Source organism: Pirellulales bacterium (genome assembly GCA_036490175.1).
Classification (GTDB): Bacteria; Planctomycetota; Planctomycetia; order Pirellulales; family JACPPG01; genus JACPPG01.
Genome location: DASXEJ010000237.1, coordinates 1 through 13,924, shown reverse-complemented (window position 1 = coordinate 13,924; position 13,924 = coordinate 1). Strand labels below are relative to the sequence as shown.

At 60.7% G+C, this 13,924-nt stretch carries 24 protein-coding genes and 1 tRNA gene; 17 read left to right on the top strand and 8 right to left on the bottom strand.

From position 1 onward, the window contains the following. Positions 1 to 53: 53 nt before the first annotated feature. The 3 genes from VGG64_17435 (at position 54) to VGG64_17425 (ending at position 1,425) form a co-directional block, all read left to right on the top strand. Positions 54 to 140, top strand: a tRNA-Ser gene (locus tag VGG64_17435). A 292-nt stretch (positions 141 to 432) separates the two neighbouring features. Further along, complete coding sequence (locus tag VGG64_17430) at positions 433 to 1,185, top strand: hypothetical protein (protein HEY1601388.1); 753 nt, start codon at positions 433 to 435, stop codon at positions 1,183 to 1,185. A gap of 21 nt (positions 1,186 to 1,206) precedes the next feature. Beyond that, positions 1,207 to 1,425 carry a hypothetical protein gene (locus tag VGG64_17425; protein ID HEY1601387.1) on the top strand — a complete coding sequence of 73 codons (219 nt, stop codon included), beginning with the start codon at positions 1,207 to 1,209 and terminating at the stop codon, positions 1,423 to 1,425. Here the strand turns inward: VGG64_17425 and VGG64_17420 are convergent. From VGG64_17420 to VGG64_17395, 6 genes are all read right to left on the bottom strand, one after another. Next, on the bottom strand, positions 1,422 to 1,691 hold the full coding sequence (locus VGG64_17420; GenBank protein HEY1601386.1) for a helix-turn-helix domain-containing protein: 270 nt from the start codon (positions 1,689 to 1,691) through the stop codon (positions 1,422 to 1,424). The two genes, VGG64_17425 and VGG64_17420, sit on opposite strands and share 4 nt — an antisense overlap. A 65-nt stretch (positions 1,692 to 1,756) precedes the next feature. Continuing rightward, positions 1,757 to 1,966 (bottom strand): hypothetical protein, encoded by a 210-nt coding sequence (locus VGG64_17415; GenBank protein ID HEY1601385.1) that lies wholly within the window; start codon positions 1,964 to 1,966, stop codon positions 1,757 to 1,759. A gap of 209 nt (positions 1,967 to 2,175) precedes the next feature. Beyond that, positions 2,176 to 2,757 (bottom strand): hypothetical protein, encoded by a 582-nt coding sequence (locus VGG64_17410; GenBank protein ID HEY1601384.1) that lies wholly within the window; start codon positions 2,755 to 2,757, stop codon positions 2,176 to 2,178. 15 nt (positions 2,758 to 2,772) lie between these two features. Next, positions 2,773 to 3,018: a hypothetical protein gene (locus VGG64_17405; protein ID HEY1601383.1), complete on the bottom strand. Its 246-nt coding sequence runs from the start codon at positions 3,016 to 3,018 to the stop codon at positions 2,773 to 2,775. Between the two features lie 324 nt (positions 3,019 to 3,342). Next, positions 3,343 to 4,449 (bottom strand): tyrosine-type recombinase/integrase, encoded by a 1,107-nt coding sequence (locus tag VGG64_17400; GenBank protein HEY1601382.1) that lies wholly within the window; start codon positions 4,447 to 4,449, stop codon positions 3,343 to 3,345. 87 nt (positions 4,450 to 4,536) lie between these two features. Continuing rightward, positions 4,537 to 4,977: a hypothetical protein gene (locus tag VGG64_17395; protein ID HEY1601381.1), complete on the bottom strand. Its 441-nt coding sequence runs from the start codon at positions 4,975 to 4,977 to the stop codon at positions 4,537 to 4,539. A gap of 501 nt (positions 4,978 to 5,478) precedes the next feature. Here VGG64_17395 and VGG64_17390 point away from each other — a divergent pair. From VGG64_17390 to VGG64_17365, 6 genes are all read left to right on the top strand, one after another. Further along, positions 5,479 to 5,862, top strand: a complete 384-nt coding sequence (locus VGG64_17390) for a hypothetical protein (protein HEY1601380.1) — start codon at positions 5,479 to 5,481, stop codon at positions 5,860 to 5,862. Positions 5,863 to 5,906: 44 nt separating this feature from the next. Then, entirely contained in the window at positions 5,907 to 6,884 is a 978-nt protein-coding gene (locus VGG64_17385; protein HEY1601379.1) for a hypothetical protein, read from the top strand. A gap of 172 nt (positions 6,885 to 7,056) precedes the next feature. After that, entirely contained in the window at positions 7,057 to 7,248 is a 192-nt protein-coding gene (locus VGG64_17380) for a hypothetical protein (GenBank protein ID HEY1601378.1), read from the top strand. A 123-nt stretch (positions 7,249 to 7,371) separates the two neighbouring features. After that, positions 7,372 to 7,674 (top strand): hypothetical protein, encoded by a 303-nt coding sequence (locus VGG64_17375; protein HEY1601377.1) that lies wholly within the window; start codon positions 7,372 to 7,374, stop codon positions 7,672 to 7,674. 11 nt (positions 7,675 to 7,685) lie between these two features. Next, on the top strand, positions 7,686 to 7,934 hold the full coding sequence (locus VGG64_17370) for a hypothetical protein (GenBank protein ID HEY1601376.1): 249 nt from the start codon (positions 7,686 to 7,688) through the stop codon (positions 7,932 to 7,934). Between the two features lie 25 nt (positions 7,935 to 7,959). Beyond that, the gene (locus VGG64_17365) at positions 7,960 to 8,307 is read left to right on the top strand and encodes a hypothetical protein (GenBank protein HEY1601375.1); all 348 of its coding nucleotides are present in this window, start codon (positions 7,960 to 7,962) and stop codon (positions 8,305 to 8,307) included. A 30-nt stretch (positions 8,308 to 8,337) separates the two neighbouring features. Here VGG64_17365 and VGG64_17360 read toward each other — a convergent pair whose 3' ends face one another. Together VGG64_17360 and VGG64_17355 are read right to left on the bottom strand one after the other, a co-directional pair. Continuing rightward, the gene (locus VGG64_17360) at positions 8,338 to 9,183 is read right to left on the bottom strand and encodes a FliA/WhiG family RNA polymerase sigma factor (GenBank protein ID HEY1601374.1); all 846 of its coding nucleotides are present in this window, start codon (positions 9,181 to 9,183) and stop codon (positions 8,338 to 8,340) included. 189 nt (positions 9,184 to 9,372) lie between these two features. After that, positions 9,373 to 9,588: a hypothetical protein gene (locus VGG64_17355; protein HEY1601373.1), complete on the bottom strand. Its 216-nt coding sequence runs from the start codon at positions 9,586 to 9,588 to the stop codon at positions 9,373 to 9,375. 533 nt (positions 9,589 to 10,121) lie between these two features. On the opposite strand from VGG64_17355, the gene VGG64_17350 reads away from it, so the two are divergent. The 8 genes from VGG64_17350 to VGG64_17315 all read left to right on the top strand — a co-directional run. After that, on the top strand, positions 10,122 to 10,289 hold the full coding sequence (locus tag VGG64_17350) for a hypothetical protein (GenBank protein ID HEY1601372.1): 168 nt from the start codon (positions 10,122 to 10,124) through the stop codon (positions 10,287 to 10,289). Positions 10,290 to 10,346: 57 nt separating this feature from the next. Continuing rightward, positions 10,347 to 10,562, top strand: coding sequence for a hypothetical protein (locus tag VGG64_17345; protein HEY1601371.1), 216 nt, complete (start codon positions 10,347 to 10,349; stop codon positions 10,560 to 10,562). Positions 10,563 to 10,842: 280 nt separating this feature from the next. Beyond that, positions 10,843 to 10,992, top strand: coding sequence for a hypothetical protein (locus tag VGG64_17340; protein HEY1601370.1), 150 nt, complete (start codon positions 10,843 to 10,845; stop codon positions 10,990 to 10,992). A gap of 5 nt (positions 10,993 to 10,997) precedes the next feature. Beyond that, positions 10,998 to 11,441, top strand: coding sequence for a hypothetical protein (locus tag VGG64_17335; protein HEY1601369.1), 444 nt, complete (start codon positions 10,998 to 11,000; stop codon positions 11,439 to 11,441). Beyond that, positions 11,441 to 11,815 carry a hypothetical protein gene (locus VGG64_17330; GenBank protein HEY1601368.1) on the top strand — a complete coding sequence of 125 codons (375 nt, stop codon included), beginning with the start codon at positions 11,441 to 11,443 and terminating at the stop codon, positions 11,813 to 11,815. The genes VGG64_17335 and VGG64_17330 overlap by 1 nt, the downstream gene beginning before the upstream one ends. A 576-nt stretch (positions 11,816 to 12,391) precedes the next feature. Beyond that, positions 12,392 to 13,024 (top strand): helix-turn-helix domain-containing protein, encoded by a 633-nt coding sequence (locus VGG64_17325; protein ID HEY1601367.1) that lies wholly within the window; start codon positions 12,392 to 12,394, stop codon positions 13,022 to 13,024. After that, complete coding sequence (locus tag VGG64_17320; GenBank protein HEY1601366.1) at positions 13,021 to 13,431, top strand: DUF2158 domain-containing protein; 411 nt, start codon at positions 13,021 to 13,023, stop codon at positions 13,429 to 13,431. Before VGG64_17325 ends, VGG64_17320 begins: the two co-directional genes overlap by 4 nt. Continuing rightward, a partial coding sequence (locus tag VGG64_17315) for a phage terminase large subunit family protein (protein ID HEY1601365.1) occupies positions 13,428 to 13,924 on the top strand: 497 nt, incomplete at its 3' end. The genes VGG64_17320 and VGG64_17315, both read left to right, overlap by 4 nt.

The following is a 13,924-nucleotide window of genomic DNA, read 5'->3' as shown; positions in this document are numbered from 1 at the left end:
AGCCGCAATTTCGCCAGACTCGATGACGAGGGCCCTTTTTCGAGGGCATCTTCGGATGGGTGGCCGAGTGGTCTAAGGCGGCAGTCTTGAAAACTGCTGTAGGCGCAAGTCTACCGGGGGTTCGAATCCCTCCCCATCCGCATGAATAAGCGAACTAGAAAGGACTACGGTGGACCGAGTGCGAATATCGCGGGATTTTCCGGGGTTTGTGTCTTCCGTGGTCCCTTCCGGTTCCGTCGAGTCGTCGCGGGCGCGCGTACAAATGCGCGTACACCACCTGGCGGCGTCGTCGGCGATTGCCCGGGCTAAGTGCTCCGGAGTCACCTGCAAATAGTGCCGCTTAGCGATGTCCTCGCTGTTGCCCATAAAGCTGCATACCACGTGGCTCGGCAGCGTCTCGGCAAGCTCGGTCTGCCGTGACGATCTGAGGTTATGGAACAGCCGCGGCCAGGGCTCCAGGCCGGCACGCTTGATGATCTTCTCGAACGTGGTGCGGAGGTTGCAGTTCCGCCAGCCGGCCTTGCCAACAGCCGCGCGGCGGAACCTTTCGTTGACGATGAGGACCGCGTCTTTCGGGGCCAGCTCGAGCGCATCTTCGAGCGTCGGCCGAAGCAGCGGAAACAGCGGGATGACCCGAGATTCTTTGCCGGGGTGATGGGCCGTCTTTGGGCTTGGCACGCGAACGGTCTCACGCTCCCAGTCGACGTCGGACCAGGCAATGGAAAGCACTTCGCTTGGGCACCGCAGGCCTCCGTACCTCGCCAACGCGATGATCGACCGCCAATCCTGGTCCGGGCAAGCGTCGAGCATCCGCTCGGTCTCATCGATCGATACAAAGCGACTGCGGTCTGGCATCGTCGCCTTGACCTGGATGTCCTCGAACGGATTGTCAGCGATGGCCTTGTGTCGCATGGCCGAGCGGAAGATGGTCTTCGAGAACTGGAGCCTCTTGCGGATGGTCATCGGCGACAGGCCGGCCGCGATCATGTGCAGCCGGTATTCGTCGGCATCCCCAGCCGTGATCCTGGCGAGCTTGCGATCCGACCCGAGAAAATCGATCAGGCCCTTCTCGCCCTGGCGCCAAACCTCTTTCGTCGCCGGCTTCACGTCCACGCGGCTGGCGACGTACCGCTCAATGAACGCGGCCAACGTCAGCGGCAGCTTGCCAGGCCGCGGAATCAATAGGCCAGCATCCGATAGGCGGTCATGCAACGAGGCTGGGATTTTTGCAGCCCAGGCCTCAAGCTCACGGTCGAGTGGATTGCCGAATTTCGCGCAAAGCTCCAGGCTGGTGACCTTGTCGCACCAGCGCGCCGCGTCGCGGTCGGTGGCTTTTCCGAGCCGCAGCGCGCGGCGCTTGCCATCGGCGCCGATGAAAAGCAATCGCCGCGAGCCATCCGCGGCCGTCGAGATGCTGGCCATTAGCTTGCCTCTTTGTGTTGATCTACCGACTCCGCGGCCAGCCGGTCAATATACGCGATCACGTCCGCTGGGCGGTAGCGCACGCTCGCCCCGAGGCGCACGACGGGGATTAGCTTTTTGCTCGTGATGCGCTGCAATGTCTTCGTGCAGACCGTGAGCATCGCGGCCGCTTCGTTGGCCGTGATGAGCAGCGCGTCGCGTGCGGTGCCCCGCTGCCGGGCGTTGTCTGAGTTCTGGCAATGCGGCTTGACGGTTGAATGCCGGCTCATGAGCGACTCCGATGGAATCCAAGCGACTCTGATCGGAGAATAGGGACATGGTGCTGCTCCAGCAACTACCGCGGATCGGGCCTTCCCGCCAAGCGGGTATTATGCCGCGAATGCCTCAAAGCCGTGAGGATGACGCGCCAATAATAGGCGGACAAGGCCTGATCGGCTCGCCGGGCGTTATCCTGGTCCGCGTTGTCGAGTTGATCGGCCGGAGCGCCGTCCGACCCGTCGAGATGATATTCGAAGAATACGGCTCCGTGCTCGGTGCGCATCATTCTTAATCGATAGTACGAGGGCGGTGGTGGGCGCGGCACGACATCGGAGCGGACGAGCCCCGTGAACGGGCCGATATTTGGCGGGACTAAAATATCTGTCTCGCCACGGGCGCAGACGTGGCGATTGTGCCAGGGCCCGCCGACGAACCGCACTGGAGCTCTTTCGAGATGGACAGCTCGTCCCATCGGCGTCAGCCCTTCGACGTCCATTATCTCTCACTCAACAGCCCGAAGCAGTCGTCGAGCGCATCCGGCTTAAAGCCCCAGTACGCCATGAGCATATCCGCCTCAGCCTCATTCCGGTCCAAATTGCGGGGCATGCCATCTGGAACTCTGTAGTCGAACCAACCACTGGCATGTTGCACCGCATGCGCAAGCTCGTGCGCAATTAGTTCCCGAACGTTCTCGTCCGGAAATTTGTCGATGGCTTCCGGAAGAAACACGAACCTACGACCCTTGTTCTGGCAAACTCCCAGCGTTCGATATTCACAGTTCTCCCAGATACCGATTTGAATTTCCGGTGCCCAATATTGGGCGATCGGCACGGACCGCCAGTGCTCACGCAGAAGGCCCCGATGGCGGCGTGGAATCTGCTTCCAAGTGGAACGAAATAGCTCGGCGAATTTTTCCGACGATGCGCCCACTGGCCCGAGGTAAATGCCATCGAGCATCTTTCGGCGCCCGCGCTTCATTTTGCGCACATGGGCGGCGAACCCTGGCGACTGGGTGCCCCAAAAATAGACTCCGTCGCGGTCGATAATTTCGCAGCCAGTGTCTCGCTCGGCCACCATTCGGATTTCGTCCTCTCATGGCAGTTTCGGCTGACGGTCGATCGCGCGTTGCAGCTCATCGATCACCGGCCGAAGCAAACTCGGCGACGGCCAATCAAAGTCGCCAGTCAGCCATTTCGCAAGGTCGGCGGTTCGCTTGAGCAACGCACGACGGTCTACATCCAGAAGCAGTTGGCCAGCCTGCTCGACCGAACCGAGCAGAACCATCACGTCGCCGATTGCCCCGGCGAGCCGCCTTCCGGCAGCGCTCTTGATTTCCAAGCAATCGGACCTGAGATGCTTGAGGCGAACGACTTCTGCGTCGGCACCGGATTCGTGTGAGATCGTCCACCAATGCCCGTGATATAGAATTTCATCACCATCCGACACTGTCGCGAAGTGCCTCCCGAAATCCGAATTCGCGCCAATCAGAATCTCGCGGCCATCAAGCGGCCCGTCTCCGGCTACTTTGATCCTGGCCATGCCATTGCTCCTGAACTTCGCCCCGGAAGCCTCCGCAGGCATGCCAGCCAGGTCTCGCGAGGCTGGCCTTTTAGGTCTGGATCATGATCGGGCGCGAATGCCGCTCCAGCAACCAGGCCGACTTCAACGTTCACCGTCGCCCCATTTCTGCCACAACCCATCGGCCATGTCGTCGGCGTCCAGGCCGACGTAGTATTTGAGCGTGGTTTCAATCGATGCGTGCCGGAGAAGCTTTTGGAGCAGGGCGGGCATCACACGACTGGCCCAGCGTGTCGCGAACGATCGCCGCATGTCGTGAGCACTGGCCGGCTTGTCCTGGTCTTGGTTGACGATCACGCCGGCCATCCGGCCGATCTCGGTGATTGCACGCGACACGCGCTTGTCGGTCATCTGCTCGCCAGGCTGCCGGCCGAGCGGGAACACCAAGCCGCGCCGCTCGCTGTCGGGAGTCTTCAAGATCAGCTCGGCGAAGTCGGGCGTCATGGCCAGCAGGCGATCACGCCGGCCCTTCTCGGCTTCGGCCCAAATGCGGAAGCGCGGATGCCGGCCCGACAGGTCGACCTTGATCGCTGCCGCATCATCCCACCCCAGGGCCAGCGATTCGCCGAGGCGGAGTCCGCTCAGCCAGAGCCCGGTCAGATACCGTTTCCATCGCTCGGCGTCGCCGGGGCGCACGTCGGGCACCTTGGCTAGCATGGCGTCGAACTCGTCCTGCGTCAGCGGCCGGCCCCGGGCTAGGCTATCACGGCCCTTCGACCCGCGCAGCCTCCGAACGCGTGGCACCTTGGCCAGTAGTCCGATGTCCGCGCTCCACTTCAACGCAGCCGAGATGTGTCCCAAGTAGCCGCCGATCGTCGCATCCCGTAGTCCGGCGTTTTTCATCCTGGCTTGCAGAGTCGACAGCGCGGCAGTCGTGACGTCGGCAAGCCGCTTGGGCCGCAGCAGAACCTCAAGCTGATTCATGGCCGTCGAGGCGATGCCTTGCGTCTTGGCGCCCAGGAACACGGCCTGCTCTTCTTCGTAGCGAGTGCGAAAATCCGACCACGAGATATCTCGCGTGGAATACTTGCCGGCCGCAATTTCTGCTTCAAGGTCCGCAGCTACGCGATCGGCTCTGCGACGGTTGGCCGTACCAGCAGTTCGTTGCTTCCATTGGCCAGTGATTGGATCCAGCCAGCGCAGGACGAGATTTTCCCGGCCCGCAACGGAGATGACCTTTACGTGAGGCATAGTTGGGCTCGCTCGTAAGTGGAGTTGGCCCCGCGCGAGATAGTTGGTGGTTGGTGGGTGCAAGGATGGTGCGCTGACAGCTCGCGGCTACCGTGCTGCGCGTGCCTTTCGGCGTTGCTCGCGAACGGGGTTCTGTTCGTGCCCTGGTCCGAGAATTGCAAACTCGCCTTCCGGACCGAGCAGGTCGGCGATGCGACAGGCAGTGTCGGCGTCAAGCGGGCGCCCAATGCCGACGTAGCCGCCCTTGACGCCTTCGGCACGCATTCCGACGCGATACTGCGCCTCCGATCGATAGTACGCGCGGATAATCGCAACGCCATCGTCCGTGAGAACCGTCTCCTTCTCGCAGGCCCCGTTGTACCCGCGCGCAACTGCATGCGCGACCACGAGCGAAAACGGACCGAGGACCTGCTTGTCGAACCCCGTCACGCTGTCGACGATTGCGACATTGGCCAGTGCCCTTAAGCGAAGTTCGGCGTCAGAATCCGAGACGCTGGCCAACTTGCCCTGGTAGATTTGGCTTTCCATTTTGGAAGCCCTTTCCGGCGCGCGGAAAGAAAAGAAAAAGCGCCCGCTGGTGTGTACGGGCGCACCCGGGACGAGCCCGGCCAATGTGGTAGCATTGGTTCTCTCGGTCACTCCAACGCGCACAAAAAGCCCCCGGGCTCGACTACTCGGTACTGGGTGCGCGTCCGCCATCCAAAGATGGCGTCCAGAGAACCCGGCGGTCCTTGCCATATGGTCCACCTGCGTGGACCAGCTTGGATACCGCTCGCAAGCAGTCGAGCCCGGGGGCTGTTTCGATACGTCATTGGAAAACCGTACTGGACGAACGCGCTTTAGTGCAACCATCATTGCCGAGAGCGACGGCAGTTGTCAATTACGCGCTCGAAAAAACTTTCCGCGTCCGGTCGCTGGTAGCGCATCGCCCGCGCGCATAAACTGAGAACAGATGGCTCGCACAGTCCTCCCGAGCGCCGCAACGACCGGGAAGTGAACGCGACAATCTAACACGACGGAGCGCAGAAAATGGCGCCGCGAGCGATCACGAAGCCCAACCAGGCGACGGCTTTCCCCAATGGCATCGTCGGCGTGGTCTCGGCTGTCGAACTCTATTCCGTCGCGGAGGCCAAGCGGCGGATGGGCTTCGGGACGACCGCGTGGAATCAATTGCGCGAACATGGCCTTCCGCTGCTTAAATGCGGCCACAAGTATTTTGTGCTCGGCAAGCACATTATGAACGTTGTCGAGCAGATGGCTGCTGGCGCGAGCAAGGCAGCCGAAAGCGAGCCACGTCAACCGGAGAAATCACGTACTCGATTGGTTCAACGAGGCCAGAGCGCCGAGAAACCGCAAGGCAACGAACGGGCGCCGAGACGTATAGCTGGCCGCAAGAAACGGACCGACAATTAGTGCACCGGGCAGCGTCCAGCCGCACCCGACTATTGGAAAAACACATGAACGCAGCCCGCAATTTGCTCGCGCTGACGGCGCTAGTGGTCTTTGCTGCGGCGAATGGGAATGCTGACGAGGATAGCAAGGAACTCGTAGCCTTCAGAGACGCGGCGATCGGCGCGTACGCCTTTGGCGACCACGCACTCGCGTTCGAGATTGCTTCGCATGGTGCAACGACGCTTGCCAGCGAATCCGAGCGGCGCGTGATGGAGGCATTTCTTGCGAACCTCCGCAAGCGATCAGAAGACGGATACATCGCCCTTGGGCCGGCTGGAATAAAACGACTTGAAGCTGTGCGCGCACAACTCAAAAAGAACCATCGGATCGACGAGGTTGGAGCGGATGACCTGCGGTGGGCACTGCTCGGCGATGGCCGGCCGTACATTCTGGACGAAGCCAGAGCCTCAACAGGCGCGACGGACGGTCTATGGTGGCGGGCGCTGCGTCGCTTCGAAAATGCGACTGGCAAATTAACCCCGGACGGCACGCTATCGCTTTGGTTTGGCGAACCAGATATTTGGCGGCTGAATCACATGGCCGACATCGCCCAAAAGCTGGCTGAGCGTCGTCAGGTGACGGAGCTTGAAGCACAATTTGCCGCGGACAATCGGTGGCTGAAATCGTTGTACGTGAACTACGTGAAAGCGGGCGGCGCAGAAAAAATCGCTGCGGATGCAGGAGCCAACGCAGATCGCCACGCCCGGGAAGAAACTGCCCAGTCGGAGTTGGAGCGGCACTCGCTGCGGGTTAAGCATCGCGAACTGCTCGCTGAAAAGAATGGCCTAGAAGCGGAAATAGGCAAACTCAAGCTTCGAATTCGAAGAGTCTCAGGAATTAAAAGCGACGCAGGAGTCGCAGCGAAAAGCAAGCTCGATGCGGAGATGGAAGCGGCCAACAAGAAGACGAAAGCTATTGAGGCACAGATTCGCGAGAACCTGCGGCAACAGGGCGACCTCGAGCGCGCCCCAGGCGTAAAGTGATAGAGTTGCGCAATCAACCCCGGCCGCGGCCAATCGGGAAAGCCAAGGCTATATAGAAAAAGTGTCCACACGACTTCATAAACAGGTGGCGCTGGCAAAGCTGAATGACGACGTCGTAGCCAAAGCGGCATTCCGAGGAGTACGGTAATCCTTTTGATTTAAGAGGCGCATTATGGCGGGACTGGACGCTGCAATCGGCAAGGCCGCATGTTCGTTGACGACCGCGATCGAAAGCCTTATCGCACGTAAGATCGGCGTGACTCACGGGGAAAGTGCCGCGCCTGGGCTTGAGGTTGAGCAAGAGCTGAAGAAGTTCGCGACGGCGATCCTAAACCAAGTGAAGAAAGAAGGCGGGCTCCAATGAGAGTCAGCCGAATCGTCGATTGGATGGCAGACGTCGCACCCAAATGCTGGCCATTCTCTCAGATTGCCGCGGCGTGGAAGCATCGGCGAGTCATCAATGCCATTCGGAGCCTGGGATAACAGAATGGACCAGAAGATGAGTTTCGAAGATCGGGCGAACGCCGCTGCCAGCCGGCACGCCGTGAAGGCCGTCCACGATTTCGCTGCTCGAATGGGATCGCAGCCTGCCCTGTCATTTGAATTGCAGCGTCGGCTATCGAATGCCTGGATTGCCGGCATCAACGGCGATGAAGATTCCTCGCAGGTCATCGCCGACGCAGAGGACGTGTACGGCGACCATTGCGGCATCAAAGCCGAAGAGTACGTGGTTTTGGTCCGCGATGCTGTGAAGTCCGGAATCGATCACCGCGGCAAGCTTGGAGGATAGGCGTGGGAACAATGCACTCAGCTACGATCAAGGCTGGTGACGGCACCGTCGTCGCCACCGGCGTGCCGATCGAGCTTTCGCAAGGAAGTCGCTCGTGGAAGGGCGTATTCAGCCATCCCGGCGGGGCGTTTAAAGTTGGCGAGTATTTCACCGTCGAACTCGACGACGGGCGTTCTGGCCAGATGCTAATTTCTACGATCCGAGCTGCTTCGAACGCCACGCCGCGCATTCAGTTCGACGGCGATGGGCCGCTCGGGTAGTCCACAGTTTTACACGGAGGTTCGAATGCAACTGCTCAATGGATTGACGCTCGAAGAAATCGCAAGCCGCCCGGTCGACATCACGCTCAAGGGCGGACCGTGCGGCGAACACGGCATGATTCCACAGGCCAACGTCATCATTAGCGATGGCCGGTTGTTCGTCGAGCTGAAGGATGCGTTCAATCGACCGCAGACCCTTCCGGTGCCAGACGACGCAGTCGCGTACCGATACGAAGAGCCGGAATTCATGGGACGGGTGAAGATCGTCGTCTGCCCCGGATCCGAGCTTGGGCACTGCATCACGACGATCTATCTGCGCAACTATGAAGACCTGGTCGCCGGCCGAAGCTCGGACCGCGATCCACTGGGTTAAATCAACGCGCGCGGTATTGGCCGGCTGGGTCTAAGCCGCGCGCTCACGTCGAACGCCTCGCCGCGAGGCCAAAGCGCGGCCGACCTTGCACAAATAGTCGCCGAGTTGGCCGGAACTGGCGATTCGTTCCTTGATGCGCGCCAGAATTTCGCGGTGAACCTCGAAGGTCCGGGACTCGGATAGACCGAGCGACTTGCCGATCTCACGAATCGACCGCCATCGCGTGTAGTGCTCGGTGATAATTTGTCGATCGCGCACTGAGAGGCCATGTAAAAGCGCGCGGATCGTGTCGGCCGATTGAATCGAAAGCGACGGGTCGCCCGACCGGTGATCTGCCACGGCTTCACCATCGGTCGCTTCTCTTCCACGGCCGGTCTCGGATTGCGGCTTGTCGCTGATACTGACCACGCGTCCACCGGCTGTTTGGAGCAGCAACTTCTCGAGTTTTTTGACGCCGATTTTCAACTGCTGTGCCAACTCATCTTGTGTGGGCCGGCGCCCGTGCTGCTGCTCTAGCTTCTCGGCGGCGCGCTCCAGCTTGTGAATGTTGGATCGCAGCTTCCGGGGTGCCCAATCGGTCGATCGCAGATAATCGAGAACGGCGCCGCGGATGCGCGTCGTGGCATACGTCCCGAAGCAGTTTGCCCGGTCCAGGTCGAACTTCTCAACGGCCTGCACCAACCCGAGGACCCCTTCCTGCACAAGGTCGTCAAGCTCGACGGAGTCCGGCAGCCTCGCCCAGATTCGCGTCGCGATCACCTTCACCAGCGGCAAGTAACACTCGATCAGGCGGTTTCGCAGATCCACGCCACGGCTCGCCGCGTACGCTTCCCAGAGTTCGCGATGCCTGAGTTGGCGCACGGGCTTTGTGGGCATGCGGCAGAGTGCCTTGATAGATGGCTCTGGATGTTGCGCCGGCGGGGCGATGCTCCGATGCGCGCCGTCCACGGTTTATCGTCGGAAACTCGTGTAAATCTCACGGGCGGCGCAGACGCCGGCCTTTTACGGCAAACCGTACTCTTGCGGCTTCCGTTGGCGATGATTTCAGTCCGCTGGCGCAGCTACTTACCGAATGAAGTGGTGATTGATCGCAGGTGAATGCGTTACGAACCGCATCCGGTTTGCCACCAGGTCGTCGGGCACGGCGTTGCCTGGGATTTGCTTTTTATCTGCGTCCATCATTCCGGCTGGCGAAGCCGGTCCACTCGCTGCCAAACGCTCGTCCAGTCTCACGACGGTTAGCTGCATCAGAGAGCCTGACGCAGCCAAGCTAAACCACATGGCAGCACTCCACACGCGGCGATATCGGGCCGCTCCCGGCTGGATCGATCTGGCTTGGGCGATTTTCGGCGGCGGCGCTCTGGTCTGCCCGATTTTCGGGCGAGTCGCGGCGGGGCTTCCTTAGTGCAACCTTCATCCGATAGATTCCATTCACGGCGCTTCTGGTTTTGCCTGGTACGGGATGCCACCCCTACCAGGCATTTTTTATGACTATCGGCGCGCAGGCGGTTCTGGCGAGATTACCTTCGGTCAGCCGAGCGATGGTTCGTCCACGGCGCTGCTGATGGACTGTCAGGCCGGGATGAGCCTGCCGCTATGTTTGTCGGCATCCAGTGGCATCCCTGGCGCTGATCGTCATGCTCGCTCTCCGGATGCCGGGCGTCTGGCCGCCGAACCGTCCGAAAATTGACGACTCGCGAAAAAAACATCAAAAAACGCCGTGCTATACGCGAAATGATTTTTATCCAATCTTGGGTGAAATTCATTTTGGCCCGTTGGACGGAGCAGTCTTCTCCGCGCTACGATCCTGTGCCATGCGCGCCAACGGCAAGCACACATCTCAGACAGACTCGGCCCCAGCGGCCAGAATCACGGCCGAGCAGCAGCGCCGACTTTCCGAGTTCAAGGTCATGTGCTCCGCGGTGCGCGAGTATCGCGAGAGTCGCCGCGCTGCGCCGTTGGCCAATCCTGGCGCGAAGTAGGCCACCCACGCCAGCCGATAACATTTTCAGCACGAGCCGGCGGGCGCTGAGAAACGCATGGATGCGAGAAGATGGCAGCCGGTGATCGTGCTTCTAAGTCTGGGGGCGCACGGTATGCCGAAACTCGACTGGTTCGATCGATGGCACCTGGAATTGAAGCGCTCCGGTCTGAGCGATAAACAGGCGAGCCAACATATGGGGACCGCCTTGCGGCGCAAGAAAACGCGTCCGCCGGGCCCACTCCGCGGCGGACTTGGCGGCCGATCGAAATAATAAACAAACGTCGCGCTCCGCGGAGCGCGATAGCCGGTGGTAAGCGGCCCGCCAGGCCCGCCGGCTTTTTGAGCAAGGATTGAAAAGGGTGTCCGCGTGGCCTCAGACGCGCGGACACTGGCTACCGCTCTCAGGTGTCCGGGAGCGGCAGCCCTTTTACAACGTCACGGATTAAGATGCCGCCGCTTGCCGCCGAACAATCCGACACCACGCCGCCTCGGGCTGTCCGGGAGATGCGACCCACTCGGCAGTATGTCGCTGCGTTCCACGAGGTGGCCGCATGAATCCGTTCCTCGTGTCCCTGTTGTTTTATTTTTTGGATGACGATTATCCCGGGGCCACGCAGGTTCCATCCTATTCCGGGCCGCACGCGGCGGAGGTCATCGGCGCCATTTTCTTGCCGGGAGCTGTCGTAGGCAAGATCACATGAACGTCATGGACATTCTCCCTAGCGAAGAGATTATCCTCCCTCGCGGTGTTTTGGAGTGTTTTCCGTCGGCCCCGCCAACGGCAACGCCGGCTTGGCTCATCTTAGAGGGCGTCCGTCGCTGGTGGCTCGGGCTGCTCGACCAACTGGCCGAAGACTGGCGCCAGACCTACCGCGATACGCACGACTGTTGCACGCATCCGCCGCGGTTGATCTTCGTGGACCATAGCCGACGCAGTGTTGAGTGTCGCCAATGCGGCCGCTGGATCGAATACCAGCATTTGGCGGACGTTGCCACCGGAAGCGCTTGGCCGTTTGCAAACGACTGGTTTGAGCGCGATCCAATGATTCCCGAGCTGCTGGAAAAGCACGGACGACCGAAATCCGACCGCACGACGTTCGTGGCATGGCGGCCCTGCAAAGCGTGTCTCGCAAAAGGGGTCTACCGCTGATGCGCGGCTATCAGATCAAAGGCGAGTTTGTCCAGAACAGCAACGCCATGTTGTGCGCCCGAGCGGCCGACATGCCGATGAGCCCGTACGCGGAAGGCACGCCGTACGTGACGGCCGACGTGCAATCGATCCAGTGCACGGTGACCGTCGGCGACGTTCAAACGTGGAGCAGTTCGCTCACGCCTTCGTCCGTCTGGTTCGACGCGTTGCAAGGCTGGGCGGCTGATTCGATCGGCTACAACTTTCGGCACTCGCTGCCAGGGTCAGCGCTGAGCACGGCGCCGGCTGTCGCGAAAGTGGTGTACGTCGTGACGTTGACGGACGGCTACGTGTTCACGATCGAATTCGTGGGGCCGGTGAGGGAGGTACCGTGATGGGTCAGCCGATGTCGCCTTGGCGGGCGTTCGTGGTCACTTGCTGCGGGATGCTTCTTGTTACGGCGTGCTTCGTGCCTTTGTTGATATGGGTGGTCACGCGATGACGAACTGCGACCGGCCTAATACGCGTCTGGGAGCCCTGCTGAGCCGGCCTAATAGGGGTCTGCGGCCTAATAGGGCTCGGGTCCTTCCCAAGGGGGCGGGGGCGGATGGGGCCCCGTGTTATCGGTCAATTTTTGCATAAGTTGTGAATCGGGGGGGTTCATCAGCATGGCGGTGGTTAATGGCTAGTGGCTCGAAATCTACCGTCGCCGCCGACCGATTGGACGCCCTTTGTCGACGTCACATTGTCATGCTGCGCAAATATCAGAGCAGATTGTCGAAGGCGCTTGCACGACTGGATGATAGCGCCATCGATGCGCTGGACGCCAAGGACTTGGCCGCGGTGATGCGCGTCGTTGGCTACCAAATCGTCGCCCTATCAAAGGTCGCTCCACGGGATACAGAGCCGAGTGAGAATTCGAATCGATCCGATGCACCTCTTCAAGGCCTTCGTTTGGTCAATGGGGCGGCATGAATGCGGCCGAACTCGCTGCGGAACTCGGAACGAGCCCCAAGCAAATTGCCGCCTGGGTCAGGCAGGGTTTGCCGTGCACTGGCAGAGGCAATCGCCGCAGCTTTGATCCATCCGCGGTCCGCGACTGGCTGGTCGACAACGGTCACGCAGAAGTTGATGGCGCGAACATTGTCACGACCGTGGCGGCGGTCGCCAATTACTTCGGCGTCGACTCCCGCACGGTTTTTAACTGGAAAAACAATGGCATGCCTTGCGCTGCCAAACGCTACGACCTGGGCCGAATCGAAGCCTGGAAAGCGGCAAGGGAAGCCAGCGCCGGCAGTCCGCAGCGATACCAAGCGGACCTTATGCGTGTCCGTGCGCGACGCGAAGCACTTGAGCTACAAGAGTACGAGGGCAAGCTCGTGAGCGTGGACGTTCTCAAGCCGATCGGCGAACGAGCCATCGCCATCACGGCGGTGCAGCTCGAGCAATTGCCCGATCGCATGGCCTCACACCTTCCGAGTGGCATCGGTGAGGCCGCCGTCGCCAAGTTCATAGCGGATTGCCGGGCGGACGTGGACGACGTGCGTAAAGCATGCGGAACGGCCTTCGGGCAATTGGCAGATGCAATGGAGCGCAAAGGATGAGCAAGTTCAAGGTTGGCGACATAGTACGGCTCAAGAGCGGCGGCCCGACGATGACGGTTAGGGGCGTGAGCGGCCTGCATGGCCCTTTCAGCCGGGTATTGGTTGAGTGGTTTATTGACTCAACGCTGAAACGTGACGAGTTCCACGAGGATTCGCTCGATCCCGATATCGCGGTGCTGGTAATTCGGGCTGGTCGCCAATCTCCGTCACCAGGCCATAGCCCTACCCCGTGGCAACTTGACCCATACCCATCGACTATCAGCGGTCTCAAAGTCCACCACGTCCTTGATGCCGAAGGGTCGCCCATCGTCGAGATGTGGGCGCACCGTGGCGAGGCCATCAACCTTGCCGATGCCAATCGAATCATTCAGTGCGTGAACGCCTGCGCGCATATCGCAAACCCATGATTGCTTTTGCTGAAACATCCGTGCCCTACGCTCCGACGCTCGCGCCGATCGTGCGCGACTGGGCACTGTCGTGGGAGCCCAAGCCACGGATTTCAACCGAGCAATGGGCCGAAGAGAACGTGCATCTGCCCGAGCAGATCACGCCCATGCCGGGGCCGTTCCTCATCAAGCGCTCGCCGTACGTGCGTGGGCCGTTTCGGGCGTTCGATGATCCGGTCACCAAGCAAATGACGCTGGTCTGGGGCACGCAACTGGCCAAAACGCTGGTGCTGCAAATCCTGTTGGCCAAGGTAGCCGCCACGATCCCGGCGCCGTGCCTGTTGGCCACGCCCGATCTGAGTAGCAACCGCAAGCTCCGCGACAAGTTCAAGCTGATTTGCCAGGAGTCGCCCAACATCTGGGAGATTGCCGGCGTCCACGAGTGGAACGACAAGGTGCTCGCCTTCGCCCGCAACCTGGTGTTTCTGGGCTACGCGGGCAGCACGCAGACGCT